Below are 11,526 nucleotides of genomic sequence, written 5' to 3'. Positions count from 1 at the left end.
GGCCCGCCCGGTCGACCCGCCGACGGCGTTCCTGCCCACCGTCTCCGGCGGGGAGCGCTTCCCGACGCTCGTCGAGCGGTCCCGCGTGCCGCAGCGCGCGGTCCCGCCGCCTCCCCCGGCGCCGCCGGCCCACCCGGAGGTGCCGCCGAACCGGCTGACCGGCGTGCTGGTCGCCGGGGCGGTGGCGCTGCTGCTCGCGCTGGTCGGCGCGCTGGTGTTCGACGGCCGATCCGGCACGCCCCCCGTCGCCGCCCCACCGTCGACGCCGACGGCCGGCGCGGGCGTCGCCGCCCGGCCCGCCCCGACGCCGACCCGCGCCGAGCCGTCGACCGACGCGGCCCGACCGGCCACCGCCCGCCAGCTCGCGGACCGGTTCGGCGCGCTCCTCGACCGGGCCGAGGCGGCCCGGCTGATCGACCGCAAGACCGCCGACGACCTGCGGAAGAAGGCCGCCGAGCTGGACCGGGGCAGGGCGAAGGAACGGGCGAAGCGGATCGAGGACCTGCACGAGCGGATCGAGGACGCGGCCGACGACGACAAACTCGACGCGGCCACCGCCGCCGCCCTGCGCAAGCTGCTCGACAGCTACGAGCGGCTACGCGGGAGCGAGGACTGACACGTCCTCAGTGCAGGGTCCCGGTGACCAGTTCGCCGACGGCCGTACCGGCGCGGGCCACCGCCACGCCGGCCGGTGACCAGAGCCCCGAACCGCCCGCCGCGTGCGCGTACCCGCCGCCCGTCGACCCGGCGAAGCTGGCCATCGCCACCCACACGCCGTGCGCGGCGGTGATCCGGCCGGCACGTCGCGCCGGGACCGCCGCGTCGTCGGCCGACTCCAGCACGCCGGCCAGGTAGGCGTCCGCGCCGGCGGCCACGGTCGCCGCCGCGTGCGCCGGCACGCCGGTGTCCTTGCAGACCGCCAGGCCCAACCGCCAGCCGTCGACGTCGAGCACCGTCGGCTCCCGGCCCGGCCGGAACCGCCGCGGCTCCGCGCCGCCCAACCACATCTTCCGGTACGCCACCCGCATGCCGTCGCCGTCGACCGCGAGCACCGCGATGTGCGGCCCCGCCACCGGCGCCCCGGCCAGGGCCAGCGTGCCCGTCTCGGCGCAGGCCGTCCGCAGCGGCGTGAGCCGGTCGTCGGCCGGGTCCAGCGGCGCGGCGTCCAACTCGTACCCGGTCAGGGACAGTTCGGGGAAGACCACCACCCGGGCCCCGGCGGCCCGGACCACGGCGGCGTGGCGGTCGGCGTTGCCGGCGACGTCGTGGGATCGGGTGAGCGGCTGGGCGACCGCGACCGACAGCGGCGTACGCATGGGGCACACCGTAACCGGCGTCGGTTGCCGTGGTCGATGGTCACGTCGCACCGTAACGTGGTCTGATGATCGGAAACGCACAGCTCCTCGCCGGCCCCCGGGTGAGCGCCGCGCGGGCCGCGGAGCCGGCCGGTGAAGGGCCCGTCGGTTGGGTCACCGGCCTGGTGGAACGCCTCGGCGGCCCCGGGGCCGGGCTCGCGGTGGCCTTGGAGAACCTGTTCCCGCCCATCCCCAGCGAGGTCATCCTGCCGCTGGCCGGTTTCGCCGCCAGCCAGGGGCGGATGAGCCTGTTCGGCGCGATCGCGTGGACCACGCTCGGGTCGGTGCTGGGCGCGTTGGCGCTCTACTACGTCGGGGCGGCGCTCGGGCGGGACCGGATGCGGACCCTGGCCGAGCGGTTGCCGCTGGTCAAGCTGGCGGACGTGGACCGCACCGAGGCGTGGTTCGTGCGGCACGGCGTGAAGGCCGTGTTCTTCGGCCGGATGATTCCGATCTTCCGCAGTCTGATCTCGATCCCGGCCGGCGTGGAACGGATGCCGGTGCCGGTGTTCCTGCTCTTCACCGCGCTGGGCAGCCTGATCTGGAACACCGCGTTCGTGCTCGCCGGCTACCTGCTCGGCGAGAACTGGCATGTGGTCGAGGCGTACGTCGGCACGCTGCAGAACGTGGTGATCCTGGCGGTCGTGGCCGCCCTCGGGTGGTTCGTGGTGAGCCGGGTGCGCCGGTCCCGCCGGGCGACGTCCGAGCCCGACGCGCCGCCCCGGCCGGGCACCGTCTACCGGGGCGGCTGGTACGCGCCGGAGGAGGACTGACGGACACCCGGCCCCGGGCCCCGGTGGTCACCGCCGCCGAGGTTGACTGGCCGGGTGGACGACACGATCTGGAGTTCGGCGCGGGACGCCCGTGCCTGGTTGGACGCCGCCAACGGCACCGGCGACACGGAGCTGACCTGCCGCCTGCTCAAGCNCCGCGCAAGGGGGTGACGCACACCCGGGCGGACGTGGCCGCCGAACTCGCCGACGTGGCGTTCACCGCGCTGGTCGCGATCGAGAGCCTCGGCCTGGACGCCCACGCGACGCTGTCCGCGTGCGCGGCCAAGGTGCACTCCCGGCTCGCCGACGCCGCCCCGCCGCGGGGAATGAACCGCGACGGAAACGGAGACGTATGAGCCAGTGGGGACCGGTGAAAGGGGACGATCATGACCGTGTCCGGGGACGACCCTGACCTGACACCACCGCGCTGGTCCGACGCCGCCCGGTGGTTGGCCGCCGCCGCCGTGCTGGTGGTGGCGCTGGGCGCGGTGGCCGTCGCGGCGACGCTGTCGAACCCGGCCCGGCTCGGGGTGGTCTTCTCCGGTGGCCCCTCGTCGCCGGCCCCGGCCGCCGGTGGGGTGGGCGGGGCCGAGGTCGCCGCCACCGAGACGCTCACCGCGCCGCGCGGGGACCGGCGACGGGCGGACTTCGAGCTGGTCGACGGTCTGACCAGCTTCACCCTGCGGGCCGCCGACCTCGGCGACGACCTCTACCGCATCGGTGCGCCGGCCGACGCCGGCGTGACACCGCGCCCGGAGCTGGCCGGTCAGCGGCTGCGGTTGCGGGTAGAGGAGAACGGCCGGCCCGGCCCGTCGGCCGTCGAGGTGGTGCTCAACTCCCGGGTGACCTGGCGGCTGCGGCTGGTCGGTGGCGTCCGCGAGCAGCGGCTCGACCTGGGCGCGGCCCGGCTCGCCGGGATCGAACTGATCGGCGGCGCGTCGCGTACCGCACTCCGGTTGCCGCCGCTCGACGGCGCGCTCACCGTGCGGATGACCGGCGGGGTCAGCGAGTTGACCGTAGCCGTGCCCGGCGGGCCGCCGGCCCGGGTGCGGGTGGCCGCGGGCGCCGGCTCGCTGGCCGTGTACGACGAGCGCCGCGCCGGGATCGCCGCCGGTGAGCTGGTCAGCTCGCCGGGCTGGGACCGGGCCGCGGACCGGCTCTACCTCGACCTGGTGGCCGGCGCGAACACGGTGAGCGTCACCGCGGACTGAGCGTACAGTTCGGGCGGTGGACCGCACCGAATCCCTGCCCGCGCAGACGCTCCCACCCGGCGTGGGCGCCGCCGATCCGGGCAGTGTGCTGCTGCCCGGCCACGACGTCCCGCTCGGCCGCTACACCACGGTGCGCCGGCTGCTGCCGCAACGCACGCGGCGGATGGTCGGCGCCTGGTGCTTCGTCGACCACTTCGGCCCGGACGACGTGTCGCAGCGGCCGGGGATGGAGGTGCCACCGCACCCGCACACCGGCCTGCAGACGGTCACCTGGCTGCTCGACGGGGAGATCCTGCACCGCGACAGCCTCGGCAACGTGCAGCCGATCCGCCCCGGCCAGCTCAACGTGATGACCTCCGGTCGTGGCATCGCCCACTCGGAGCGCTCGCCGCTGGTCCACCCGCCGCTGATGCACGGCGTGCAGCTCTGGGTGGCGCTGCCCGACCCGGCCCGGGCCGGCGACCCGGACTTCGCCCACCACGCCGAGCTGCCCCGGTGGCGCGACGGTGACCTCGACGTCACGTTGCTCGTCGGTGACCTCGGCGGGGAACGCTCGCCGGCCGTGGCGCACACCCCGCTGCTCGGCGCGCAGATCGAGGTCCGAGGGCCGGCGCCGGCCACGCTGCCACTGCGGCCGGACTTCGAGTACGGGCTGCTGGCCATGTCCGGCTCGGCGGAGTGCGACGGCGTGGCGTTCGCCCCCGGCGCGCTGCTGCACCTGGGCGCCGGCCGGACGGCCCTGACGCTGCGCGCCGCACCGGGCAGCCGGCTGCTGCTGCTCGGCGGCACCCCGTTCGACGAGCCGCTGGTGATGTGGTGGAACTTCGTCGGCCGCTCGCACGAGGAGATCGCCGCCGCCCGGGAGGACTGGACGGCCGGTCGCCGCTTCGGCACGGTCGCCGACGACGCCGCGCCCCCGCTGCCCGCGCCGGCGCTGCCCACCACCCGGCTCAAGGCCCGTGACCGCAGCGGCACCGTGCTCGGCTGAGTGCCCCCCACCACACTTTCACGATTCTCACCCGTTCGGCTGATGTCGCATCGTATGATGATCGTGGCAGCGATGCCCGCCCGGTTCGGGCGAACATCCACCGCCTGGCGATCGCGACCCGGTTCGGGCGCGGACCGTCAGGGCCAGGTGTTGCGTGGCGCCCCAGGTCGCGGTTCGTGACCCGGGGCGCCCGCCTGTCGACGACCCGCGTCGATTCCCGGCCCCGACCCGGTGCGGCCCGGGCGCTGGTCACGGCAGGGATTGCGCGGCCTCGGTCCCGGCGGTGGAACGGCCGCGTCAGATCGCCCGGCCGTGGGGCGGCCGGGCGTTAAGTAACCCTGACGGTCAGATGCCGCGCAGATGTTGCGAGACCCGCGTGTGCGGGTCGCGGGCCTGCGCCGCGCGCTGCGACCGGCTCACCTCCGGGGCGGCGTCGATGCCGGCCGAGCGGGCCACCTCGGTGCCGTTGGCGTAGTCGACCGGGGGCAGCGCGCGCAACGCCCGCAACACGTCCGGCGGCGCGCCCTCCCGTTCCGCCTCGCGGATGACGTCCTCCTTGCCGGCCGGGTAGTCCAGCGCGGACAGGTACTCAAGGACCTCCGGGTAACTCGCCATGCGTCGGGCTCCTCGCGGCAGTAGGTGGGTCACGACCGGGCGGCGGTTACCCACCGCGCCGCCGCTCACGCCCGCCGCCGCCCGGAAATCCCGCCGCTGTTTCCATCCGGCCGTCACGGGTAGCCGCGATGGCGCACCGAAGGGGGTACCACCGATGCACTACCTCACCTTCGTGGGTCGGGTCGCCCGGCTCACCGGGACCGCCGACGACCGGGCCGCGACGCTGACCGGCGCCACCCTGGAGACGCTGGCCGAGCGCCTGACCGGCGGCGAGGTGCTGGACCTCGCCGCGCAACTGCCCAGACCGCTGTGGGGGCTGCTCAGCCCGCACCCGCGCACCGAGGCGGCCGAGCGGTTCGGGGCGGCCGAGTTCGTCGCCCGGGTCGCCCGCCGCGCCGGCTGCGACGAGAACACCGCCCGGAACGCGGTGCGGGCGGTGTTCGCCACGCTCCGCGAGGCGATCAGCAGCGGCGAGTTCGCCGACGTCGTGACGCAGTTGCCCCGCGACTACCGGGACCTGGTGGAACCGGCCCTCGCGCCGGTCTCCCGCCGCCGCTGAACCGCTCAGCCGACCGCGCCGGCGGCGCGCAGCGCGGCGATCCGTGCCGCGTCCATGCCCGCCTCCGCCAGTACCTCGTCGGTGTGCTCGCCCGGCTGCGGCGGCGGACGGCGGACCGAGGTGGGCGTGGCCGAGAAGCGTGGCGCCGGGGCCGGCTGCGTGACCCCACCCGGTGCGACGAAGACCTCCCGGGCCGCCAGGTGCGGGTCCGCCGGGGCCTCGGCCCAGTCGCGCACCGGTGCCACGCAGGCGTCCGTGCCGGCCAGCAGGTCCGTCCACTCGTCCCGGGTACGGGTGCGGAACAGCCGCGCCCAGGCGGCCCGCAGCACCGGCCAGCCGGCCGGGTCGTCGCGGTCCGGTGCGTCGTCGCCGTCGAGCGGGAAGCCGGTGAGCCGGACCAGTTCGGCGTAGAACTGCGGCTCCAGCGCCCCCACCGCGACGTATCGCCCGTCGGCGCACTCGTACGTGTCGTAGAACGGCGCGCCGCCGTCGAGCAGGTTGACCCCGCGCGGATCCTGCCAGAGGCCGAGGCCGCGCAGCGCGTGGATCTGGGTGGCCAGCACCGAGACGCCGTCCACGATGGCCGCGTCGACCACCTGGCCGGGTGCGCCGCCGCGCACCGCGTACAGCGCCGCGACCACGCCGAGGGCCAGCATCATGCCGCCGCCACCGAAGTCGCCGAGCAGGTTCATCGGCGGCACCGGGCGTTCACCGGCCCGGCCCACGCCGTGCAGCGCGCCGGTCAGCGCCAGGTAGTCGATGTCGTGGCCGGCGCTGTGGGCGAGCGGCCCGTCCTGCCCCCAGCCGGTCATCCGCCCGTACACCAGACGCGGGTTGGCGGCCAGGCAGTCCTGCGGGCCGAGGCCGAGCCGCTCGGTCACCCCGGGCCGGAAGCCCTCGACCAGCGCGTCCGCGTCGGCGACCAGCCGCAGCACCAGCTCCCGCCCGTCCGGGTGCTTGAGGTCCACCGCGACCGAGCGGCGGTTGCGGTTCAGCAGGTCACCGGGGAAGGCGCCGAACCCGCCGCCGCCGGCCCGGTCGACCCGCACCACGTCCGCGCCGAGGTCGGCCAGCATCATCGCCGCGAACGGCCCCGGCCCGATCCCGGCCAGTTCGATCACCCGTACGCCGGTCAGCGGTCCCTGGTCGGTCACCCGGTCACCCTAGGCGGCCGGGCCCCACGACGCCACGCCGGACGCGCCTGCACAGCGGTTGACCAGGGCAAGCACCCGTACCCACGACTTGGCGTCCGCGCCCGGGTGGCCTAGCCTGGTAGCCGCGAGGGGAGTACTTCCCACGAACCATTCCGGTCAGTACGGCGAGCCCCGGGGGCGAGCCTCGGGTGGTTGCCCACGAAACCGTGGGTGAAGGAGACCTCGAACATGACACGGTGTTCGAGGAGGCCCCATGTCCGAATTGTCATACCTGTCCGCCGCCGGGCTGTCGTCGGTCGGCACCCCCACGCTGTGGCTGGTGACGATCGCCGGGGTGCTCGCGCTGCTGGTGCTCGACTTCCTGGTCACCCGCAAGCCGCACGAGGTCTCCATCCGGGAGGCGCTGGCCTGGTCGGCCTTCTACATCGCCCTGCCGCTGGCCTTCGGCGCCTGGATCTGGTCGCGCTACGGCGGCCAGCAGGGGGTTGAATACCTCACCGGTTACCTGGTGGAGAAGTCGCTCTCGGTCGACAACCTTTTCGTCTTCATGCTGCTGCTGGCCGCGTTCGCGGTGCCGGCGGTGCTCGCCCAGCGGGTGCTGCTCTACGGCATCGCCGGCGCGCTGGTGCTGCGGGCCGTCTTCATCGCGCTGGGCGCCGCCGCCCTCCAGACGCTCGACTTCGCCTTCCTGCTCTTCGCCCTCATCCTGATCGCCACCGCGGTCAAGCTGCTGCGCGACGCCCTCTCCGGGCACCAGCAGGAGGTCGACATCAACAAGATGCGGTCGGTGCGGCTGCTCCGCAAGGTGATGCCGGTGGTCGACGACTACCACGGCACCCGGATGACGATCCGGCAGGGCACCCGGCGGGCACTCACCCCGTTCGCGCTGGTCGTCGTCGCGGTGCTCGCCACCGACGTGGTCTTCGCGGTCGACTCGGTGCCCGCCGTCTACGGCATCACCGAGGACCCGTACCTGGTCTTCGCCACCAACGCCTTCGCGCTGCTGGGCCTGCGGGCGCTCTACTTCGTGCTGCACGCCGCGCTCAGCCGACTGGTGCACCTCAGCTACGGGCTGGCCGCCATCCTGGCGTTCATCGGGCTCAAGCTCGGCCTGCACTGGGCGCACGGCATCTGGCCGGGGGTGCCGCAGATCCCGACGCTCGCCTCGCTGGGCGTGATCCTCGGCATCCTGGTGATCGTCACCGTCACCAGCCTGCGCGCCACCCGGGACAGTGGCGACGGCACGCGCACCGTCGTGCACGAGGTGCAAGGTCGGGGCCCCGTCTGACGTTTCCGGGTGGTAGGACTGACGGATGGGAATCGTGTCGCCGGGCTTCCAGGGCCGGCCCCGTGCGTCCGGGGCGGCCCTGCCCCCGGGGCAGTACCTCACCGACGACTTCCCGGTGCTCTCCGCCGGGCCGACGCCGCGGGTGCCGCTGGACACCTGGGAGTTCGTGCTCACCACCGAGACCGGCACGGAACACCGCTGGTCCTGGGACGAGCTGATGCGCCTGCCGCAGGACACCCCGACGGTGGACCTGCACTGCGTCACCCGCTGGTCCAAGCTGGGCACCACCTGGCAGGGCGTCTCGCTCGACACGCTGCTCGACGGCGTGGACACCAGCGCCCGCTACGCCCTGGCCCACTCGTACGGCGGCTACACCACCAACCTGCCCCTGGACGACCTGCGCGGCGGCCGGGCGTGGGTGGCACACACCTACGACGACGGTCCGTTGCCGGCCGAGCACGGTGGCCCGGCCCGGCTGCTCGTGCCGCACCTCTACCTGTGGAAATCCGCCAAGTGGGTGCGCGGCATCCGGTTGCTCGCCGACGACCGGCCGGGCTTCTGGGAGACGGCCGGTTACCACGACTACGGCGACCCGTGGCGCGAGCAGCGCTACCAGGGCGACTGAGGTGGCCGCCCCGACCACCGGCCGCCGGGTGGCGCCGCTGACCTGGCGGGTGGCCCGGCTGGTGGAGCGCCGGATCGAGACGCCGAGCGCGCAGACGCTGGTGCTGGACGTGCCCGGCTGGCCGGGACACCTCCCCGGGCAGCACGTCGACCTGCGCCTGACCGCCGCCGACGGCTACCAGGCGGCCCGGTCGTACTCGCTCGCCGGCCCCGCCGAGGGCGAGCGGATCGAGCTGACCGTGCAGCGGGTGTCGGACGGCGAGGTGTCGCCGTACCTGATCGACACCTACGCCGAGGGCGACCCGGTGGAGGTGCGGGGCCCGGTCGGCGGTTGGTTCGTCTGGCGGGCCGACGAAACCGCGCCGGTGCTGCTGGTGGCCGGCGGCTCCGGGGTGGTGCCGCTGATGGCGATGGTGCGGGCCCGCCGCGCCGCCGGCAGCCGCGCGCCGTTCCGGCTCGTCTACTCGGTGCGTACGCCGGACGACGTGATCTACGCCGACGAGCTGCGCCGCCGGGCCCGCGACGACCAGGGCCTGGACGTCGCGTACGTCTACACCCGGCAGACGCCGGAGGGCTGGCGCGGCGAGCCGCACCGGATCGGACTGGCGGACGTGAACAGCCATGGCTGGCCGCCGGAGCTGGAGCCGCTCTGCTACGTCTGTGGCCCCACCGGCTTCGTGGAGACCGTGGCCGACCTGCTCGTGGGGCTCGGCCATCCGACCCGGCGGGTGCGGACCGAGCGGTTCGGTCCGACCGGCTGACGACCCGAGGGGGATGCGTGACCGAACTGTCGTACCTGGACGGCAACATGCTCGACGGGCCGCTGCGCGAACTGCTCACGGTCGACCTGAGCAGCACCGTCGGGCGGTGTGACCACTGCGGCACCACCGGCCCGATGGCCGGCCTGCACGTCTACGCGCACGCCCCCGGCCTGGTCGGGCGATGCCCCGCCTGCGCCGGCGTGATGGTGCGCCTGGTCCGCGCACCCGACCGGGCCTGGCTGGACCTGCGCGGCGCCACCTACCTCCAGGTGCCGATGCCGACGGACCCGGCCCGCTGACGGACCGGCCGGGGCTCAGGACGTGACGGTCAGGTGCCCCACCTGCGCCGGCCCGGGCTCGGCGTGGTTGCCGCCCGTGCGCTCCGCCGACGCCTTCGCCGGTGTGGGTCCGAGGCGTGGCGGGGCACCGGCGGGCGCCGGCTTGTTCGCCGGGGGCGTCGCGCCGGCGAGGCGGCGGCGCAACCGGCCGACGACCTGACCGACGGTCACCGGCACCACCGACAGGACGAGCTGGCCGTTGCGCGGGTCGACGGTCGCGGCCACCCCGTACAGTCGGGCGCCGTGGCGGAGCAGCCGCGGCCGGCCGGCGGCGAGCCGGGGCGCGCGTACCGGCGCGGCCCCACGCCCCTGGTCGCCGTCCACCTCGGCGCGGACCGGGTGGCGCTGTCCGCTGGCCGCGCTGACGGCGAGGAGCCGGTCGACCGGGAAGTCGGTCCGCACGGTCCGTCCGGTCGGGTCGGTGGCGTCCAGCCGGGTGGTGCCGGCGATCGGACCGGCCACCAGCCGGACCGGCCCGGCCTCCGCGGCGAACCGGGGGTACGGGCTGCGCGCGGTCACCGTCACCGTCTGCCCGTCGACCCAGCTCACCTCGACGGTGTCCAGTCGGGCCAGCCAGTCGGCGCGGACGTCCGTGACGTCGGTCCAAGCGGCCGGCGCACCCGGATAGCCGGCGTGCCACCGGCCGGCGGCGACCACCGTGGCCGGGACACCCCGTTCGGTGTCCTGCTCGATGACGGCCAGCAGCTCGTCGACGCCGCCGCCGGTCACCGCGCCCAGGCGCAGCCGGGCCTCGATGTCCAACCGTTTGCGCAGCCCGTCGGTGACGTGCCGCTCGACCAGCCGGCGCACCGTCGCGTACACCCGTTCCTGGGTGGCCCGGTCCAACCGACGGAAGTCGTCGCCGACCAGGTTGGCCAGCTCCAGCCCGACGTGGCGGCACAGCACCGCGTCCCGGCGCGGGCCGGCCGGGATCAGCTCGGTGACGAACGTGAACAGCCGCTCCACGCTGACCAGACGCTGCTCGACCCGGCTGTGGTAGGTGATGTTGCGGGCGTCCAGCCGCCGTACCGCGTGGTAGTAGTCGTAGTCGGCGAGCACCGAGATCCGCCGGGCGTGCCAGCAGGCGGCCAGCGTGAACGGCTGGTCGCTGAGCACCGGCATGTCCTCCGGGAAGCGCAGCCCGAGCCGGTCGACCAGCTCCCGGCGGAACAGCTTGGTGTTCGCCAGCGACCACGGCAGCGCCGAGTCGAACAGGCTCACGTCGATCGCGTTGCCGGCGGCGAACACGTCGGAGAAGACGTGCCGGCCGTTGACGCCGACGACCTTGCCGAGCACCACGTCCGAGCCGTACCGGTCGGCGGCGGCGACCAGTCGTTCCAGCGCCTCCGGGCCGAGCCGGTCGTCCGAGCCGAGGAAGAAGACGTAGCGGCCGGTGGCCAGTTCCAGTCCCCGGTTGCAGGGCGCGGCCGGGCCGCCCGAGTTGGGCTGATGCACGACGCGGAGGGTGCCGGGGTGCCGGGCGGCGAGCCGGTCCAGCAGGCGTCCGCTGCCGTCGGTGGATCCGTCGTCCACCGCCACGATCTCCATCCGGTCGGGCCCGATGGTCTGCCGCAGCAGCGAGTCCAGGCAGGCGCGCAGGTAGCGCAGGGTGTTGTAGACCGGTACGACCACGCTCACGTCCGGGCGGGTCGTCGCGGGGCGACCCGTCGCCTCCTCGGCTGCCACAGCTGCTCCTTCGCGGCTCGACCGGCTGGTGCGGCGCGACCCAGCGTGGTGGAGCGAGCCGTCCGGGTGACGACGCCGACGTGACGGCGAGGTGACCGGAAGGCAGCCGTTGGATACGCCGAAAGGGCCCGACCTCGCCAGAGGTCGGGCCCGATCGTGGGTGGGTGTCAGCTG

Annotated in this window: 13 protein-coding genes and 1 pseudogene; 10 read left to right on the top strand and 4 right to left on the bottom strand. The window is 74.9% G+C overall.

Annotated elements, in window-relative coordinates; genetic code table 11:
* Positions 1 to 616: pseudogene (locus B1205_RS32465) on the top strand (serine/threonine-protein kinase); the annotation flags it as partial.
* A gap of 7 nt (positions 617 to 623) precedes the next feature.
* Here the strand turns inward: B1205_RS32465 and B1205_RS26620 are convergent.
* Positions 624 to 1,316, bottom strand: coding sequence for a nitrilase-related carbon-nitrogen hydrolase (locus B1205_RS26620; protein WP_089158107.1), 693 nt, complete (start codon positions 1,314 to 1,316; stop codon positions 624 to 626).
* Positions 1,317 to 1,381: 65 nt separating this feature from the next.
* On the opposite strand from B1205_RS26620, the gene B1205_RS26615 reads away from it, so the two are divergent.
* From B1205_RS26615 to B1205_RS26600, 4 genes are all read left to right on the top strand, one after another.
* Positions 1,382 to 2,128 carry a DedA family protein gene (locus B1205_RS26615; RefSeq protein ID WP_089158106.1) on the top strand — a complete coding sequence of 249 codons (747 nt, stop codon included), beginning with the start codon at positions 1,382 to 1,384 and terminating at the stop codon, positions 2,126 to 2,128.
* A 167-nt stretch (positions 2,129 to 2,295) separates the two neighbouring features.
* Complete coding sequence (locus tag B1205_RS32460) at positions 2,296 to 2,484, top strand: hypothetical protein (RefSeq protein WP_254910229.1); 189 nt, start codon at positions 2,296 to 2,298, stop codon at positions 2,482 to 2,484.
* 30 nt (positions 2,485 to 2,514) lie between these two features.
* Positions 2,515 to 3,339: a hypothetical protein gene (locus B1205_RS26605; RefSeq protein ID WP_089158105.1), complete on the top strand. Its 825-nt coding sequence runs from the start codon at positions 2,515 to 2,517 to the stop codon at positions 3,337 to 3,339.
* 16 nt (positions 3,340 to 3,355) lie between these two features.
* On the top strand, positions 3,356 to 4,327 hold the full coding sequence (locus B1205_RS26600) for a pirin family protein (protein WP_089158104.1): 972 nt from the start codon (positions 3,356 to 3,358) through the stop codon (positions 4,325 to 4,327).
* 345 nt (positions 4,328 to 4,672) lie between these two features.
* On the opposite strand, the gene B1205_RS26595 is transcribed toward B1205_RS26600, so the two are convergent.
* A complete protein-coding gene (locus tag B1205_RS26595) occupies positions 4,673 to 4,942 on the bottom strand; it encodes a DUF2795 domain-containing protein (RefSeq protein WP_089158103.1) in 270 nt (89 codons plus the stop codon).
* A 154-nt stretch (positions 4,943 to 5,096) separates the two neighbouring features.
* Between B1205_RS26595 and B1205_RS26590 the strand changes: the two genes are divergently transcribed.
* Positions 5,097 to 5,501, top strand: coding sequence for a DUF2267 domain-containing protein (locus tag B1205_RS26590; protein ID WP_089158102.1), 405 nt, complete (start codon positions 5,097 to 5,099; stop codon positions 5,499 to 5,501).
* Between the two features lie 5 nt (positions 5,502 to 5,506).
* Here B1205_RS26590 and B1205_RS26585 read toward each other — a convergent pair whose 3' ends face one another.
* On the bottom strand, positions 5,507 to 6,655 hold the full coding sequence (locus B1205_RS26585; protein ID WP_089158101.1) for a CaiB/BaiF CoA transferase family protein: 1,149 nt from the start codon (positions 6,653 to 6,655) through the stop codon (positions 5,507 to 5,509).
* Between the two features lie 253 nt (positions 6,656 to 6,908).
* On the opposite strand from B1205_RS26585, the gene B1205_RS26580 reads away from it, so the two are divergent.
* From B1205_RS26580 to B1205_RS26565, 4 genes are read left to right on the top strand one after another with little or no spacing between them, the layout of a single operon-like run.
* Positions 6,909 to 7,943, top strand: coding sequence for a TerC family protein (locus B1205_RS26580; protein WP_089158100.1), 1,035 nt, complete (start codon positions 6,909 to 6,911; stop codon positions 7,941 to 7,943).
* A 25-nt stretch (positions 7,944 to 7,968) separates the two neighbouring features.
* Complete coding sequence (locus B1205_RS26575) at positions 7,969 to 8,568, top strand: sulfite oxidase-like oxidoreductase (RefSeq protein WP_089158099.1); 600 nt, start codon at positions 7,969 to 7,971, stop codon at positions 8,566 to 8,568.
* Between the two features lies 1 nt (position 8,569).
* Positions 8,570 to 9,328 carry a ferredoxin reductase gene (locus B1205_RS26570; RefSeq protein WP_089158098.1) on the top strand — a complete coding sequence of 253 codons (759 nt, stop codon included), beginning with the start codon at positions 8,570 to 8,572 and terminating at the stop codon, positions 9,326 to 9,328.
* A gap of 17 nt (positions 9,329 to 9,345) precedes the next feature.
* Positions 9,346 to 9,627, top strand: coding sequence for a DUF6510 family protein (locus tag B1205_RS26565; RefSeq protein WP_089158097.1), 282 nt, complete (start codon positions 9,346 to 9,348; stop codon positions 9,625 to 9,627).
* A 15-nt stretch (positions 9,628 to 9,642) separates the two neighbouring features.
* Here B1205_RS26565 and B1205_RS26560 read toward each other — a convergent pair whose 3' ends face one another.
* A complete protein-coding gene (locus B1205_RS26560; protein WP_089158096.1) occupies positions 9,643 to 11,352 on the bottom strand; it encodes a glycosyltransferase family 2 protein in 1,710 nt (569 codons plus the stop codon).
* Positions 11,353 to 11,526: the final 174 nt, after the last annotated feature.

The sequence above is a fragment of the Micromonospora sp. NBS 11-29 genome, from assembly GCF_002140155.1.
Lineage (GTDB): Bacteria > Actinomycetota > Actinomycetes > Mycobacteriales > Micromonosporaceae > Micromonospora.
The sequence above is the reverse complement of the archived record's forward strand: the minus strand, read 5'-3'. Positions and strand labels throughout refer to the sequence as shown.